Source organism: Bradyrhizobium sp. CCGUVB14 (genome assembly GCF_024199935.1).
In the GTDB taxonomy this organism is placed as follows: domain Bacteria; phylum Pseudomonadota; class Alphaproteobacteria; order Rhizobiales; family Xanthobacteraceae; genus Bradyrhizobium.
This window is the reverse complement of the sequence record NZ_JANADS010000001.1, coordinates 2,245,578-2,262,171: the sequence shown is the minus strand read 5'-3', so window position 1 is coordinate 2,262,171 and position 16,594 is coordinate 2,245,578. Positions and strand designations below refer to the sequence as shown.

The 16,594-nt window shown below is 58.7% G+C and carries 13 protein-coding genes and 2 pseudogenes; 12 read left to right on the top strand and 3 right to left on the bottom strand.

The genetic code is table 11. The features are described from left to right. Positions 1-114: 114 nt before the first annotated feature. Positions 115-1,020: a LysR family transcriptional regulator gene (locus NLM32_RS10475; RefSeq protein WP_254128922.1), complete on the bottom strand. Its 906-nt coding sequence runs from the start codon at positions 1,018-1,020 to the stop codon at positions 115-117. Between the two features lie 969 nt (positions 1,021-1,989). On the opposite strand from NLM32_RS10475, the gene NLM32_RS10470 reads away from it, so the two are divergent. The 9 genes from NLM32_RS10470 to NLM32_RS10430 all read left to right on the top strand — a co-directional run bounded on the left by NLM32_RS10470 (position 1,990) and on the right by NLM32_RS10430 (position 10,892). Further along, a complete protein-coding gene (locus NLM32_RS10470; RefSeq protein ID WP_254128921.1) occupies positions 1,990-3,162 on the top strand; it encodes a cobalamin-independent methionine synthase II family protein in 1,173 nt (390 codons plus the stop codon). Between the two features lie 28 nt (positions 3,163-3,190). Further along, entirely contained in the window at positions 3,191-4,027 is an 837-nt protein-coding gene (locus tag NLM32_RS10465) for a phosphodiesterase (protein WP_254128920.1), read from the top strand. Between the two features lie 126 nt (positions 4,028-4,153). Further along, positions 4,154-5,383, top strand: a complete 1,230-nt coding sequence (locus NLM32_RS10460) for an ABC transporter substrate-binding protein (protein ID WP_254135280.1) — start codon at positions 4,154-4,156, stop codon at positions 5,381-5,383. A gap of 29 nt (positions 5,384-5,412) precedes the next feature. Beyond that, the gene (locus tag NLM32_RS10455) at positions 5,413-6,753 is read left to right on the top strand and encodes an ABC transporter substrate-binding protein (RefSeq protein WP_254128919.1); all 1,341 of its coding nucleotides are present in this window, start codon (positions 5,413-5,415) and stop codon (positions 6,751-6,753) included. Between the two features lie 89 nt (positions 6,754-6,842). Beyond that, positions 6,843-7,706 (top strand): branched-chain amino acid ABC transporter permease, encoded by an 864-nt coding sequence (locus tag NLM32_RS10450; protein WP_254128918.1) that lies wholly within the window; start codon positions 6,843-6,845, stop codon positions 7,704-7,706. A 4-nt stretch (positions 7,707-7,710) separates the two neighbouring features. Then, positions 7,711-8,727 (top strand): branched-chain amino acid ABC transporter permease, encoded by a 1,017-nt coding sequence (locus NLM32_RS10445; RefSeq protein ID WP_254128917.1) that lies wholly within the window; start codon positions 7,711-7,713, stop codon positions 8,725-8,727. Beyond that, positions 8,724-9,470, top strand: coding sequence for an ABC transporter ATP-binding protein (locus NLM32_RS10440; RefSeq protein ID WP_254128916.1), 747 nt, complete (start codon positions 8,724-8,726; stop codon positions 9,468-9,470). Before NLM32_RS10445 ends, NLM32_RS10440 begins: the two co-directional genes overlap by 4 nt. Beyond that, complete coding sequence (locus tag NLM32_RS10435; protein ID WP_254128915.1) at positions 9,457-10,146, top strand: ABC transporter ATP-binding protein; 690 nt, start codon at positions 9,457-9,459, stop codon at positions 10,144-10,146. The genes NLM32_RS10440 and NLM32_RS10435 overlap by 14 nt, the downstream gene beginning before the upstream one ends. Positions 10,147-10,244: 98 nt before the next feature. Further along, positions 10,245-10,892, top strand: a complete 648-nt coding sequence (locus NLM32_RS10430) for a chloramphenicol acetyltransferase (RefSeq protein WP_254128914.1) — start codon at positions 10,245-10,247, stop codon at positions 10,890-10,892. 238 nt (positions 10,893-11,130) lie between these two features. On the opposite strand, the gene NLM32_RS10425 is transcribed toward NLM32_RS10430, so the two are convergent. Continuing rightward, a complete protein-coding gene (locus tag NLM32_RS10425) occupies positions 11,131-11,460 on the bottom strand; it encodes a hypothetical protein (protein ID WP_254128913.1) in 330 nt (109 codons plus the stop codon). Positions 11,461-11,852: 392 nt separating this feature from the next. Between NLM32_RS10425 and NLM32_RS45795 the strand changes: the two genes are divergently transcribed. Together NLM32_RS45795 and NLM32_RS10415 are read left to right on the top strand one after the other, a co-directional pair. Continuing rightward, entirely contained in the window at positions 11,853-12,563 is a 711-nt protein-coding gene (locus NLM32_RS45795; RefSeq protein ID WP_309144840.1) for a GSU2403 family nucleotidyltransferase fold protein, read from the top strand. A 389-nt stretch (positions 12,564-12,952) separates the two neighbouring features. After that, positions 12,953-13,360, top strand: a pseudogene (locus tag NLM32_RS10415) (transposase); the annotation flags it as partial. A 320-nt stretch (positions 13,361-13,680) separates the two neighbouring features. Here the strand turns inward: NLM32_RS10415 and NLM32_RS10410 are convergent. After that, the gene (locus NLM32_RS10410) at positions 13,681-14,799 is read right to left on the bottom strand and encodes an IS110 family transposase (protein WP_254128911.1); all 1,119 of its coding nucleotides are present in this window, start codon (positions 14,797-14,799) and stop codon (positions 13,681-13,683) included. Positions 14,800-14,894: 95 nt separating this feature from the next. Between NLM32_RS10410 and NLM32_RS10405 the strand changes: the two are divergent. After that, a pseudogene (locus tag NLM32_RS10405) lies at positions 14,895-15,779 on the top strand (IS701 family transposase); the annotation flags it as partial. Positions 15,780-16,594: the final 815 nt, after the last annotated feature.

Sequence of the window (16,594 nt, the reverse complement as noted above, 5' to 3'; positions counted from 1 at the left end):
CTCCTCGCGCGTCGATGCTCACCATCCAAGGGCGTATTCCAACAGGCCCCGTCGTGTAGCAACTACCTCGAACGATGTTCCTTCAGTCCGCGCAAGGCGGCTGCGATAGGACTTCTAATCTGTCTCGGCATGGCGATTACTTCGTTGATTCTCTATAGACATCTGAACCGTTTCAAAGAATGACTCTACGCACCGTAAGCGTCTTTTATCCGATGTCGTGACGATATACGTTTTGAAATCACTGCAGAATTCATCGACAGATTTGTACACGAGCTCCTCTGCTGGAAAAACGCTGTCTTGAAGAAGAATACCTACCCCGATTCCGTGCAGAACCGCTTCCTTTAGAACGGGATAAGTCGCCATCTTAATAACATTCGGCATATTTATACTCTTCTCAAGACACGCCTTTTCCACTTCTCGTAGTGTTAGAGAACCATCCTCGGTTAGAATGATCCTTTCTTGTGCAAGTTCAGCCAGACTGAGTGTCGGTCTGCAGGCGAGCCGATGCTCGCGCCGCACGAGCGCCATAAGCCGAGTTTTGCTTAGCTCCACGTGGAATAGGCTGGCAAGGTCATCAGGTTCGGTGATGATAGCAATGTCGACATCACGCGCTTCAAGTCGCTGCTTAGCAAGCTCCCAGGGCACCAGTGAAAACGTAATCCTCACTGTCGGAAAACGCCGGTTGAATTCGGAAATAATCGGCATCGCCGGACAAGGCGCGTTCGCGATCACCGTTAGATGGCCGGCGGATAGATCACTGTAGGCATTGATCTTCTCCGCGACCAGTTGCTCTAGAACCCGAACGCGATCAGTTAGCGCGAACAGTTCCTGAGCGGGCTTTGTAGGTACGAGCCCGGTGCGATGCCGAATGAAGAGTGTCGTCCCCATATGTTGCTCGAGCTTGGCAAGATGCTGGGTGACGGCCGACTGGGTGACACCGAGGACGGTTGCAGCTTCAGAAACGCTTCTCCGCCTGAAGACCTCTGTAAAAGCAGCAGTCTGATGAGAACTGATTTTCATGCTGTTGAAGCCTGCTCATCCCATTGTGGTGGATTCGCATTCCCAAGCGGGGTCAAGGGCTTTTCGCGCATCGTCCGTTGTCTCTGGCAGAACCAAAAACCGTTGGGCGGATCAACCTCCACGTTGGCATCGCCAGTGCGGGCACAATCGATGAGGACACCCAAAGGTGGAATCAGTGCCACATGAACAGCGGATAAAGGTGCGGATCTTCGGCCTCTTGCTTCCGGATTCATTCTCTACCCACGGATTCGTCTGGGCCGACGGTCAAAACAACGTATTCCCGGCTCCCAGAAGGTTCTCATAACCCTTCCTCAATCGAGCTCTGCTTCTGCATCACGAATCGACGAAACAACTTTCCGAGATGTTGCCTCAGGTCGCCGCACAGTTTTCTTGTGGTACTCGGGAATGAACATCACACGGTATACGAAAAGTCAAACTTCTGCTGCTTCTCCAAGCAGAGCTTGGAGCCTTGTTCGCTAGTCTCAGGTCTAGGCAAGCCAAAGAACCTCAGCTTCGCAGCAACTCCTCTGCGCGAGAGAAACATCTCAAAGAGATAGTGCCAACTGCAAACACTTTGAAACGGAACGTACCGACAATTAAAGCTGCTCGTTGAATTTTCTTACCGGGAACGGTGGCACGGTCCGGGATAATTGACTGCGATCAACAGGCTCGTCGCGCAGGATAAAGGCGGCAGTGGCAATACTGAGCCGATTTGGAAGCCAGCTTATTCAATAGAAGCAGTACTTCTTCTATTAGCAAGGCTAATATCAAGACATTTACGCGTCAACAACACTTGCTACGCCTCTTCTCCGGAAGCAGACGACAAGCCGCTATGCGCTCTCGGCTCGCAAACAGGGAGCGCATCGCTCACGCCCAATGAAATCATCAGTGAAGGAGGTGCTCCTCGCGCCGCAGAAGCGCTGATAGAGGGCCGTCGGCCGAGTTCGCCAAAATTTACAGGAGAGACGAATGAAAGTAAGCACCGATCGAATCCTTACGACGCATGTCGGCAGCTTGCCGCGACCGCCCCTATTGGAGGAGATGCTGCTGGCGAAAGAAAAGGGGGGACTGGGCGCTGATCGCGGTCCCTTGCTGGCGGCCAGCATCAGTTCAGCGGTCGCCGACATCGTAAAAAAGCAGGCGAATCTTGACCTAACGGTTGTCGATGATGGCGAGATGAGCAAATATGCCTATTCGACCTATGCGCGCGAGCGTATGACAGGCTTGACGGGCATTGATCAGCCGCTTGCCTTGTCCGAACTGGCCGAATTCTCGAATTTCGCAAAGCGGGTCAATCTCGATATCAAGACTCCCGCTTGCGTGGGGCCTCTCGAGTACCAGGGAGAGGCGGCGGTGGCGACGGATATCGCCAATCTCAAGGCGGCACTCAACACGGTTTCTGTCGAGGAAGCGTTCATGAACGCCTCGTCTCCGGGGATCATGGCACACTACATGCCCAACAAATATTATCCATCGCAGGAAGCCTACCTCTATGCGCTAGGCGATGCGATAAAGCATGAATACGATGCCGTCGCTGCATCAGGCTTGCTCCTGCAGATTGATTGTCCGGATCTGGCGCTCGGCCGCCATTTTCGGGCCAAACCAATGGATGTGGCGGAGTTCCGCAAGGAAATCGCTCTTCACGTCGAAGTGCTCAATCATTCTCTGCGCGACATTCCCGCCGATCGGATGCGCCTGCATCTATGCTGGGGCAATTATGAGTCGCCGCACCACCACGACATCGATCTCCACGAGATCTTCGACATCATCATCAAGGCGCGGCCAATGGCGCTTCTGCTGGAGGCGGCGAATCCGCGCCACTCGCATGAATGGAGCCTGTTCAAGGAAACGCGACTTCCCGATGATAAGGTTATCGTGCCAGGCGTTATCGATACCTGCACGAACTACATTGAGCATCCCGAAGTCGTCGCTCAGCGCATCGAGCAATACGCCAATCTGGTCGGCCGCGAGCGCGTAATCGCTGGAACGGACTGCGGCTTCGCGAGCTTTGCGACCTTTCACACCGTCGACCCGGACATTGCCTGGCGCAAACTCGAGTCGCTTGTGCAAGGCGCCGAGATTGCATCCCGCCGGCTCTGGAACGCGAACTCAACGCGCTCCAGGCAAGCCATTGCCTCGTGAAGGCGCAAAGCCGCTGGCAAACACCGCAATGAAAATGATCCAAATCACAGACCTTCACCTCGTTCCACCTGGCGATCGTCTCTTCGACAATGACCCGGGCGAACGCCTGAAGGCCTGCCTTGCCGATGTCGCCAGGCACCATGCAGATGCAGAGCTTTGCGTGATCACGGGCGATCTCGCCCACCATGGCGAACGGAGCGCTTATATTCGCCTGCGGGAAGCGCTTGAGGTCCTGCCGATGCCGGTGCGGCTTCTGATGGGTAATCATGACGATCGCGGCAATTTCCGTAGCGTGTTTCCCGAAGCTCCCGTGGATGATCACGGTTTTGTTCAATCGGTGCTCGACACGTCAGCGGGGCGCTTTCTCTTCCTCGATACCAAGCGCTCCGACAGCCATGCGGGCCTCTATTGTGAACAGCGCCAGGCATGGCTGCGCGCACGCCTGGACGAGGCGCAGGGCAAGCCGGTCTATCTGTTCATGCACCATCCGCCGCTGTCGGTTCATTTCCGGCCGGCCGACGACATCATGCTTGATGATGGCGCGGCGTTCGGACGGATTTTGGACGGTCATGCTATCCGCCATCTGTTCTTCGGGCATGTGCATCGCCCGATTACCGGAAGCTGGCAGAACATTCCGTTTTCCACTTTGCGCGGACTCAATCATCAATTGTGGCTCGACTTCAGCCACAAGCGAGGGATTCCCTGCAGCATGGAGCCACCGGCCTATGCAATCGCATTCCTGAACCCGGACGCCGTCGTGATCCACACCCACGACTTTCTCGATGGAAGCGCAAAGTACCTGTACGAGCCCGACCTGCCTGTCGAGCGTCAAGTCGTGCCGATGGCACGGCAAGCCCAACCCTGATTCTGCCTTCGGCGAAAGCCACTCCTCGCCGAAGAGCATCAAGCCTGCCCGTCCGTCGTTTGGCCCCGACGGAGGCGGTCGTTCGCACCATTGGGCTCTCATTTTCAAGCTCCAAGGAGCATTCACATGCCTTTGTCACGCCGCGCGTTTCTTCAGTCTTCCGCAGCGGTCTCGGCTGCCTCCGTGGTCGGCTCATTTGCGGACCTCGCTTGGGCCGCAGCAGACACTGTCGCGATTGCCTCGCTGCATGATCTGTCCGGACCATTCGACATCTATGGCGCTCCGTCGCATTTGTGCATGAAGGTCGCTGTCGAGCAGATCAATGCGGCCGGTGGTCTCCTCGGTAAAAAAGTCGATCTCAAGATCTACGACACACAGTCTGACATCAACAAGAACCCCCAGTACGCGCAAAAGGCAGTATTGAACGATCGCTGTGTTATGCTTCAGGGCGCCATGGTCGGCGCCGCACGAGAGGCGACGCGACCGGTCATGCGCCGTTACAAGGTGCCATTCTTTTATGGTTCGCTCTACGAAGGCGGCCTCTGCGAGAAGAATTCCTTTTGCGTGAACACTGGCGGCAACCAACAGGTCGTTCCGCTGCTCGAATGGTCGTTCAATAATCTCGGCAAGAAGCTCTACTATATCGCGTCGGATTATAACGCGCCGCGCAATTTCGGCATCTGGAATCATGTGGTTGCCAAACGCGAAGGCGGCGAGGTCGTAGCCGACGACTACTATCCCCTGGATGTCACGGATTTCACCTCGGCCATCGCAAGAATCCAGGCGGCAAAGCCCGACATCGTGCATTCCTGTCTCGTGGGAGGGCCGGCCATGGCCTTCTATCGCCAGTGGGCGGCCGCCGGAATGCTGAAGAAGATCCCGATCATCTCAATCGTCTTCGGCGCGGGCAATGAGCACGAAGTTCTTGCCCCGGAGGAAAGCGATGGTGTGATCGTCGCTTACAACTACTTCCAGGAACTCGACACACCGAAAAACAAGGAATTCCTGGCCAGGGTCGACGCCTCCGTCGGCGGGTCCCGTCCGTACATCAACGGCGATGCTTTCGGCGGCTATAGCGGTGTCATGCTCTGGGCGGAAGCCGTCAAGCGCGCCGGCAGCTTCGAGCGGGACGCGGTTACGGCGGCGTTCGAAAGCGGCATCCGGTGGGAGGGGCCGGCCGGTGTCATGACCACGGATGGTCCCACCCATAACACCACGCAAGACGTCCACATCATCACCGTCAAGAACCGCGTGTGGAGCCTCATCCAGAAGAAGGAGCAGATTGCGCCGGACACCTATGGCGGCAAGTGCAACGTGTTCACTAATCCCAAACAGGTCAATTTCCTGATGCCTTAGATGCGCACTTAGGCGCCGGCAGGGAGTTCTTGCTTGCTGGCCTGAATGATCGACGACGACACGTCGCGTCGATCCGACATGCTCTTCTCTTCACATTATCTTGGCTTCTCTTCTCCTCAGAGCTCAAAGGAAACATTGTTATGAACTTGTCCCGTCGCAATTTTCTCGGCTCGTCCGCAGCGCTCTCCGCCGCGGTGATCGCCGGCTCGTCGTCCACCCGCGCCCTGGCCGCGGCGGATACGGTCGCGATCGCCTCATTGCACGACTTGTCGGGAGCTCTTGATATCTATGGCGTGCCGTCGAATCTGTGCATGAAAGTCGCCGTCGAGGAGATCAATGCCGCCGGCGGTCTGCTCGGCAAGAAGGTCGAGCTCAAGGTCTATGACGGCCAGTCCGATATCAACAAATACCCGCAATATGCGCAGAGGGCGGCGCTGAACGACAAGGTCGTCATGGTGCAGGGTGCGCTGAGCGGCGCTGCGCGCGAGGCCACGCGCCCGGTCCTGCGCAAGTACAAGATCCCCTTCATTTACGGCTCCTTCTATGAAGGCGGGCTTTGCGAGAAGAACACGTTCTGCGTCAACACGGGTGGCAACCAGCAGGTTGTGCCGCTACTCGAATGGTCATTCAAGAATCTCGGCAAGAAACTCTACTACATCGCCTCAGACTATAACGCACCCCGCAATTTCGGCATCTGGAACCACGTAATGGCCAAGCGCGTAGGTGGCGAGGTGGTAGCCGATGACTACTATCCTCTCGACGTTACGGACTTCACCTCGGCTATCGCAAAGATTCAGGCGGCCAAGCCGGATATCCTCCATTCCTGCCTCGTTGGCGGTCCAGCCATGGCGTTCTACCGGCAGTGGGCAGCGGCCGGAATGCTGAACAAGATTCCGATCATCTCGATCGTGTTTGCCGCTGGCAACGAGCACGAGGTTCTTGCTCCCGAGGAAACCGACGGCGTGATCGTTGCCTACAACTACTTCCAGGAGCTCGACACACCAAAGAATAAGGAGTTCCTGGCCAAGGTCGAAGCCGTGGCCGGCAAGAACCACCCCTATATCAACGGCGAAGTGTTCGGAGGCTACAGCGGTGTCATGCTTTGGGCTGAAGCCGTCAAACGTGCAGGCAGCTTCGAGCGGGAAGCGGTTCTCGCCGCCCTCGAAAGCGGCATTCGCTGGGAAGGACCTGCTGGGGTCATGACCACGGATGGCCCCACCCACAACACGACGCAAGACGTTCACATCATCAAGGTTAAGAACCGCGTCTGGAGCCTGATCGAGAAGAAGGAGCAGATTGCGCCGGATACTTATGACGGCAAGTGCAATGTCTTCACCAATCCGAACCAGACCGATTTCCTGATGCCGTAGATCTTGGTGGTAGGGCTCGCCGGCGCCGCGCCTCTTGCGGCGCCGCAGCCCGTTGCCGGTCCCCGTTTTTCGCAGGTCGGGATTAGATCATGGACCAATACATCATATTGTGCTTCGCGGTAATCAATTCCATCGCGCTTCTCGCCCTGATCAGCCTGGGGCTTGCCGTCATTTTCGGCATGATGCGCGTCATCAACTTTGCTCACGGCGAGTTCATCATGCTCGGCGGCTACGCCACCGTGATCGCCAATCATGCCGGCATCAATCTTTGGCTCTCCATGCTGGTTGTGGCGCCGATGTTCGTTGCCCTGATCGGCGCGGTCGTGGAGCGCCTCATCGTTCGCCGACTCTACGGTCATCTGGTGACGACGATGCTGGCGACCTGGGGGCTAAGCCTGTTCCTGATTGGCGCTGTGACGGCCATCTTCGGTAACACCACGATGGGCGTGAGCGCTCCGCTCGGCAATATTCCGATCGGGGCCTACTCTATCGGCGCTTACCAGTTGTTCCTGATCGTCATCACAGCCCTGCTGGTCGTGGGCTCACTGTTAGCATTGCACCGGACGAAATACGGGCTGATCGCGCGGGCGGCGATGCAGAATTCGGAGATGGCCGCGACCATCGGGGTCGATTGTGATCGCGTTTATGCGGCCACTTTTATCATCGGGGCAGCAATCAGTGGCTTGGCCGGTGCACTGCTGGCGCCGATATCCGGTGTGCTTCCTCATATGGGGGCGGCCTATGTCGCCCGCGCCTTCGTCACGGTGATCAGCGGTGGTGGCGCCTTGATTACGGGGTTCCTGTCTGCCGCAACGATCCTTGGGCCGGCTGAGGCGCTGCTGTCCTATTTCGCGACCCCAGTCGTCGGCCAGGCCTCGCTGTTGCTTTTGGCCGTGGTCATCCTGCGCCTGTTTCCGACGGGCGTCTCCAGCCTGTGGACCGGAGGGCGATAAAGTCATGGTGCGCCAACTTAAACATGCTCTGTTTCCAGCCGCTCTCGTCCTGTTCGCGGCCCTTGGGCCGTTTGTTCTTGAGCCATTCGACCTCCTCAATCTGTCGGCCTTTTCGGCCATGGCGATCGCAGCACTTGGGCTTGCCTTCGTCTGGGGGACACTCGGGATCCTGAACCTCGGACATTCGGTCTTCTTCGGTCTTGGTGCCTATGCCTATGCCATCGCGGTCTCCAATCTCGGCGATAGTACTCTTGCCGTGCTGATCGGGACCGTATTGCCGGTCGTATTCTCGCTCATCCTTGGCTATTTCCTGTTCTTCAGCCGTCTGGGTGACGTGTATCTCGGCGTCATTACGCTCTGCGTGACGCTGATCTTCTATTCCTTCATGACGTCGACCGCGGACCCCTGGTTTCACGTCGGTCCGGTGCCGCTCGGCGGCTTCAATGGCATCACGGCAGTACCCTCGCTCAATATGCCAGGTGATCCGCAGGCATTTCTATCCACCGACGCAACGTTCTCAATCTGTTTGCTCGCGCTTGCAGGCGCTTACATCCTGCTCTCGTTCCTGCGTTCGAGCGATGCCGGGCGTATCATGACGGCGATTCGCGAAAGTGAGTTGCGGAGCGAGCTCCTTGGCTACGACATTCGCTCCTACAAGCTCGTTGGCTTTGCCGTGAGTGCTGCCATCGCAGGGCTCGGTGGAGCGCTTTACACGGCGGTGATGGGTTTTGTCAGCCCGAATGTCTTCGATCTTCCGCAAGCCTCGCAATTCGTTCTGTGGGTGATTGCCGGGGGACTTGGGACCTTTGTCGGACCCGTGGTGGCAAGCTTCGGCTTCCAGCTTCTCAGCAGCCAGCTCGGAGCCGACCAGATCTTCAATACGGAGCTGATTTTCGGCGCGACGATCATCGTGTTCGTGCTGCTTGCGCCGCAAGGTCTGCTGCCGATGATCTTTAAGCTGTCGAACCTGAGATTCCCGAACCGTTTCGGTATCTTGCGGCGGAAGGAGAAACCGGCATGAGCGGCTCACCGATTCTCGCAACGCGGGGTTTGGTTAAACGGTTCGGCGGGGTTGCCGCTGTTGACGGCGTCGACCTCGTCGTGACCGCCGGCGAAATCCGCTGCCTCATAGGTCCGAACGGTGCTGGCAAGAGCACACTCTTCAAATGCCTCACCCATCAGCATCAGCCGACCAGTGGCCACGTTCTCTTCGAGGGCCACGACCTGCAGGGGCTGCCGACCCATCGTATTGCCCGCTTAGGGATTGCCATCAAGAACCAGATCCCGAGCATCTACGCCAACCTTGACGTTCGCGAAAATATCCGGCTCGCCGCCCTGCGAAGACGCCTCGCAAAGCGTGAGCTGGACAAGGTCGTTGACCTGGTGCTGGACGAGATCGGATTCGACGATCGTCTCGCTCACCAGCCGGCGGTCACACTGTCGCACGCTCATCGCCAATGGTGCGAACTCGGCATGCTGCTCGCGAGCGATCCCCGTCTCGCGCTGCTTGACGAACCGACCGCCGGCATGACCCGCGACGAGATGTTGAAGACCGTCGACATCATCAAGCGCCTCAATGCCCGTGCCACGGTGATCGTGGTCGAGCACGACCTCGAGTTCATCGCCCGCCTCGCACAGAGGGTTACTGTCTTGCACAGGGGGAAAGTGTTGGTGGAGGACACCATGGACAAAATCGAGGCGAACGAGACCGTTCGAGACATCTATCTCGGCCGCAAGAAGGAGGCCATTCATGCTGAAAGCTGAACGCTTGGTCTCCGGCTACGGCAATACACAGGTACTGCGCAGCTTGAGCTTCGATCTCGGCGCTCATGAGATTCTCGGGATCATCGGTATCAATGGTATGGGCAAGACCACCTTGCTTAAGACCGTCATGGGGCTGTTGCCGGTCGAAGGCGGCCGCATCATGCTGGACGGTGTTGCCATCGAAGCTCTGCCTGCCCATCAACGCAGTCGTCTCGGCTTTAGTTACACGCCGCAAGGCGGCGCGGGCTTTCCGGGCCTGACCGTCAAGGAGAATCTGTTGCTCGCGGGCATGATGCCCGGCGCCGGCAAGGCAAAGCCGATTGACGAAATATTGCGTCTCTTTCCTAGGCTCGAAAAGCTTCTCGCGCGCCCCAGCGGTGCTTTGAGTGGAGGCGAACGGCAGTTGCTGGCGCTTGCGCGCGCCATGGTTCGCTCGCCGCGGCTTCTTCTGCTCGATGAACTGACAGAGGGCATTCAGCCCTCAGTGACCGACGAAATCGCCGAATGCCTATCGTCAATTCACCGGTTGGAAAACACGGCCATAATCATTGCCGATCAGGATCTCAGTTTCGTCGCCTCGCTGGTTGCTCGAGCGCTGGTCGTCCAGAAGGGACAGATCGTGGCGGAACGCAATCCGGCCGAACTCCTCGCCAACAGCGTCTTCGAGACGGACTGAAATCTTGCCGGCGCCGAGCCTGCCGTCCGGCGATGCTGCGGCTCACCGGTGTCAATCCATTCGAGACGAGTGCCTACCTCTTAATTTGCAGAGCCACCATGGCCGCCAAACCCCTCTCGGTCCAACCGACCGTCCATCCGGCTGCGCAGCTGCACGATACAGAACTCGGCGCATACTGTGAGGTCGGCGCGCGTACGATCCCGCGAGAAGCGACGATGGGCAATTACTCCTACGTCGAAAACGATTCCCAGATCACCTACACAAGCATAGGAAAATTTTGCTCAATTGCGGCAATGACCCGAATCAACCCCGGCAACCATCCGATGCACCGAGCGAGCCAGTCGCATTTCACCTATCGGGCAAGCGCCTATTTTCCGAACGAGAGTGACGAGGCAGAATTCTTCGATTGGCGGAGACAGCATCAGGTGCAGATCGGTCACGACGTCTGGATCGGTCACGGCGCAATCGTACTTCCAGGCCGCAACATCGGCACTGGTGCCGTGGTTGCGGGCGGTGCAATCGTTACCAAGGATGTGCCGGCCTACACAATCGTCGCAGGCAATCCGGCTCGCACCGTCAGGCGGCGGTTCTCGGACGATATCGCCGGGCGGCTCGCCAGGCTTGCGTGGTGGGACTGGGATCACAAAAGTCTGCACGCTGCGCTGCCGGATTTCCGCAAGCTGGCGATTGAAGATTTTTTGAGTAAATACGAAGCGGGCAAGCTTGCGAGTCTCGAAATGCCGTAGTTTTTTTAAGGCCCGTTCTGACATATTCAGCGCTTTTGGCGCATTGAGATTATTAGAGAACTGCCGTTGTCAGAATGCTTGGCCTAGATGGCCTGCACGTCAGCTTCACACCAATCGTGCTCGTTCAACACTGAGACACTTCTGCCGAAACCCTATCAGACAACGAACCGACTCTATTCGGGTAAACGAGGCGGACCCAGAAACTGAAAGCCAACTTGCGCCCCCGTGAACGGTGAGCCTATTTGACGGTGCTCGCCGTCGCCGGCCGGGGTTTGAAGCTCTTGATGCCGACCGGGCCGGCACGGCCGTAGCGAGCAAACAGCCGCACAATTAAGTTGTACTCGTATCCCCGGATATAATCCCAAACCGCCTGCCGCTCCGCATCTCCGAGGTGAACTATCTTGTCTTCGTTTCCGGGTATCTCGGTGAGCAACACCAACCCGTAGGAAAGCAGCTCGCCAAAGCCGCCGACGCTGATGACATCGTTGCCGATCAGGACCTCAATACGCTCCAGCCACTTCAGAAAGCCGTCGAACGCCGAGCGGACCGCCCGGCCCTCCGGCTGCATCAACGGCTTCGACGTACCTTCGGCGACCTTGTCGCCTTACCAGTAAACCTCTAGCGCGGCCTACCAGCCTGTCTTTTGTGAACGGAGAATGGCTCTTCAGCGCCTCATCAACGAACGGAACTGAGCGTAGTCCAGCAACTCCATCACAAAACGGACGTCCGGATCGGCCAGGAATTGGCGGGTTTGGGTCGTGGCCACGAACCGCCCACTCCCGCCGCCGCCTGGCAAGGCTCGCCTGTTCGCTGTTGCCGCGGTATGCGGACAAGAGCGCGATAGAGGCAGGCATGGAACAAAAGGCAGACGAGATAGGACAAGCATTCCAATGATGGGGCTGGCGCGCCCGATTCTACCCCTTGGAGCCGGGTTAACGGGATTTATACTCATCTTGCAAAGTGAGTATAAATCTGGAAACGACCTATGCCGGCCCCTTCCTTGGTTTCCCAGACGACCTATGCCGAGCTTCTCGAGCGCACTGCCAACGCCGCCTTCCAGGAAGCGTTCGCGGAAGACGGCGCATTTACCTCCAAGACTGTCAAGCAGCGAAAGTACTGGTATTTTCAAACCGGCACGGGCGCCGAGCGGTCCCAACGCTATGTCGGACCCGAGACGCCCGAACTGTTGGAAAAAATCGAGCGCCACAAGGAAATTCGCGAAGACGAGCGCGAGCGTCGAGCGCTTGTCTCCACCCTTGTCCGCTCGCTGGGCCTACCTCGTCCTGTCACCGAGATCGGCGAGATCATTGCAGCTTTCGCTCGCGCTGGCGTCTTTCGTCTTCGCGGCGTACTTGTCGGGACTATTGCCAGACCTACGCCGCGATGCTTGGCCTCCGCTTGCCGTCTGCCGGCACGATTACCATGGACATCGCCCAATTCACCAACGTCTCCGTCTCAGTCGGCGACCGCACCACTCCCGTGCTGGACGTCCTCAAACAGATCAACAAGAGCTTTCGCCCCGTATCCAATGTCGTCGATGGTCGTCGGGCGACAAGCTATTCGGCCACTGGCGGTTTACGGGTTGATTTTCTCACACCTGATGATCACACGGAAACGGGACGTCCAAAAAGCTGCCTGCTCTTCAAACCGGCAACTCCTAAGCGGAAGTAGATCGTCGTTCGCTTCTACCGGCCAATTCCGCGCTTGATGCCGATCGACCACGATATGCTCTCTCCACCGACCTGGCCGGTGACGAGTTGCCCGCGCGCGCCAGCACCGGCCGCCACAGCACAGCACGAACTCATGGAATCGCTCGATCAGCGCGAACGGTCCGCATTCTGCGTCAGCATGCGACGGTGGACGCCCTCGATCCTATCGCCAGCCTTTGCATCTATATGTTCAAGGCGGGTACCCAACCAAATTGACGCGGACGCTACATCCATCGGGACGTCAACACTGTTCGTAGCCTGGAATAATTTTACTGAGTCATTCGGTCGCGCCCGCGGGGGCGGAGAATCAAATATTTGAAGAGATTCACAGTTTGGCACGAGGGGGGCCAGATGGATCTCAATCAGGGTGAAGGCAGCGAGGCACGGTTTGCGGCGTATGTAGCGGGGCTTGGAAGGGTGATCGGTCAGGCAGTGCGGATCAGGCCACTGCGTGATTATTGCACCGGCTTGATGCTGCCGGGTGACCGCAAGAGCGTCGAGCCGATGGCGGCGCGGACGGCTCCGGCGCGGACGGCAGCACAGCACCAATCACTGCTGCATTTTGTCGGCAACGCGGCCTGGTCGGACGAGGAGGTGCTGGCCAAGGTGCGCGAGATGGTGCTGCCAGCGATCGAGAAGAGCGGACCGATCGAGGCGTGGATCATCGATGACACCTCGTTCCCCAAGCAAGGCAGGCATTCGGTCGGCGTGCACCACCAATATTGCGGGCAGCTCGGCAAGCAGGCCAATTCTGATGTTCGTTGTCCAGGGTTATCGGCATGAGGGTGCGACCTCCGTTTGTGCCGGAGTTGTCAATTGGATGATTGTTACGCAGCGCAGGAGGCAGAGCCGCTGAGACGACGGTTTGTAGACTCTGATACGCGGGTTGGATACCGCATTTCCGTTTGTTCGTCCGGGGCTGTCTCGATCTGCCAGCGGGCATCGACAATGTCGGCCACACAATTCGTGCGAGAGTTCCCCAACCGGGGCCCTGCCTCCAGCGATGCGCAACAATGATGTCGCTCCTGAGAGTTCTCCTGTGTTGAGGTGGAAGGAAGCGTAGCTAATTCAGCAAGCGATCAGGTTGCGCCGTGCGGCTCCACCTCTTGGCCGATTGCCCAAAGGAAGGCGGCCATTTCCCGGGCGATGGCCACGGTGACGACTGCCTGGCGTTTGCCGCGTGCCATCAGCTTGCGATAGCGAGCGCAGAGTCTGACTTGGGCTTTCCAGGCGATGTCGCACACCGCTTTCGTCAGGCCGGCCTGCCGCTCCTGCAGTAGGCGGCTCATCCGGGCGGGGAAGCGGTAGGTCCAGGCGCCCTCAATGAGCACGCGGCGCGCCCGGCCATTACCAGCTTTGGTGATGCTGCCCCGCCGGATGCGTTCTCCCGTGGAGTTTTCGCAGGGCACCAGGCCAAGATACGCCATCAGTTGGCGCGGGCTGTCGAAGCGGCGCACGTCGCCGATTTCGGTGACGAAGGTGACCGCGGTCAGGAAGGCGACGCCGCGTAGCGCTTGGTAGGCGGCGATCACTGGAGCCATGGACCATGTACTCACCGCCTCGGCAACCTGGTCGTCCAGACGCTTGAGACGGATCTCGGCGGCCTCGATCGCTTGGCGATACTCGGCCAGCACGAGATACTGCGCCGGATGCTCGAAGCGTTGCTCGCACAGCCATCGTGTATGCGCCTTGGTCCACGCTTGACGGCCGGTGAAGACCCGGCCGTGACGGAGCAGGAAGGACTGCAAGCGTTGACGGGCCCGCCGCAGATCTTCCATCGCGGCTTCCCGGGCACGTACCAGTTCTCGCACCGCCTCGTGCTCCGGATCCGGTACCCAGACCGCGGTCAGCTCTCCTGCACGATGCAGCTTGGCCAGGGTCAGCGCATCACGGCGATTGGTCTTGACCCGTTCTCCAGGCCGCTTCGGGATCAGTGATGGTGCAACCACGATGCAGTCGTGACCAAGCCGTGTGATCTGACGATGGAGACCGTAGCCGGTCGGGCCGGCTTCGTAGCAAAAGGCGAGGCCCCGGTGCCTTTTGGCGAGCTTCGTTATCAATCGCTCCACCGCATCAGGCGTGCTGTCGATCTCGCCGATGAAGCGCACGTCGCCATCGCGCCCCGCCTCGGCTACGGCTACCGAGATCTTCAGCTTCGACGTATCCAGTCCCACGTAGATTTTGCTATCCTGCCGCACAGCTCGTCCTCCTATGTGAGAGGCTCGGCGCCGGCGCAACCCTCGCTCATCGCATATTGCGGACGAGCCACCTCTCGGACAACGAACATACGGTCTGCCAGGTCGCGGTGTCGCTGTCGGTTGCCAATCATGCCGCCAGCCTTCCGGTGACCTATCGGCTGTACCTGCCGGACGCTTGGACGAAGGATCGCGTGCGGCGGAAGAAGGCAGGCGTGCCGAAAGAGATCAAGTTCAAGACCAAGCTGCAGATCGCGCTGGAGCAAATCCGCTGGGCCTGCGAGAGCGGTCTACCACGCGGCGTCGCGTTGATGGATGCGGCCTACGGCAGGGACGCGCGTCTGCGTGCGGGCATGACGGAATTGGGCGTGCCTTACGTGGTCGGAATCGTGCCGACCATCTTGGTGTGGGGCCCTGGCAGCAGCCCACGGCGGATGGACAAGCCGATGAACAACACCGGCCGCCGCGACGAGCCCGAACTGGTCTCGGCCAAAAAAGTGGCGCTCGGTCTGCCGAAGCAGGCCTGGCGTACGGTGACGTGGCGGGAAGGCTCGGCCGACTAGCTATCCTCGCGATTCGCACGTGTGCGTGTCCGGGTCGGGTACAACAAACTGATCCCCGAGAAGCTGTCGCCGGAGTGGCTGCTGATCGAATGGCCGGAGGGTGAACCAGAGCCCACCAAATACTGGCTCGCCACGATGCCGGAGACCATCAGCTTCGAGCGGCTCGTCGACCTCGCCAAGCTACGCTGGCGCATCGAGCGTGACTATCAGGAACTCAAGCAAGAGGTCGGGCTCGGTCACTACGAGGGACGCGGCTGGCGCGGCTTCCATCATCACGCAACTCTGTGCATCGCAGCTTACGGCTTCCTGATCGCCGAGCAGGCGACGATTCCCCCCTCAGGACCTCGTTCCGCCACGCCGGTCCCGGTACCTCGCTTACCCGACGATTATCGACCCAGAGGCTCCGCACGTGCGGCCTGAACGCCACATCCCGAACTCGATCTCCACCATGCGCGCCCGATTGATCCGCGCGCTTGTCAAAACCTTACCGCGATGTCCGTGCTGTGGCGTCGGCGCAGCATCGAACCGACGTCGACGCCCATGACGCAGTAAAAATAACGCCAACTACGTGGCACAGATTGAGGACGAGTGACTTGGCCCGGGCGATGACGGTGACGTCGCGCGCGTGACACTGAGCACAGGTGTGTGTGCGGCTTCGATCACGGCGTTCATGGGGAGCATGTTTCGCTGCTTCCCTTACTGATTAGGGCAATTCGGGGCTTGGGCAGTGACCGCGAGGTCAGGAATCCGCGTCTTTCGCCAATGGGCGATGCGATCTTGACCGGAACATCTTTCCTGCCCGCCGAATCTTGATCGGCAGAGAATGTGCAGACGGCAGTGCTCTTGCTTCATCGCCAGCCTTTGAGCAACTCCGGGAGCAAGGGCACTCCCGACGTTAGGCCCGGCCCGCAGGCCCATCACCAAGCCGACTACGGCACACGTGTCACTGAACTGTCGCGTTCATTGTGATTACTGACTCTCCAGAACCCGAGGGCCCCTTTTCCCGTAAAGCTGACTGCAAACGCATCGCTGCCCTTGTAACCTGCCTTGGCCGTGTAAGTGTATGTCGATACATCAGCTTTAGCGTCCCATGTGCGGGCTTTTGCGAGATGGTGGAAGCGGCAATCACTGCGTCCACCTTGAGCGGCAATAGCCATGTGCCACTTGCCGAACGCCGAGACACTGAAGTAGCCGCTTGAATTCACACCCTAACTCGACTGGACGCCGGTGACCGG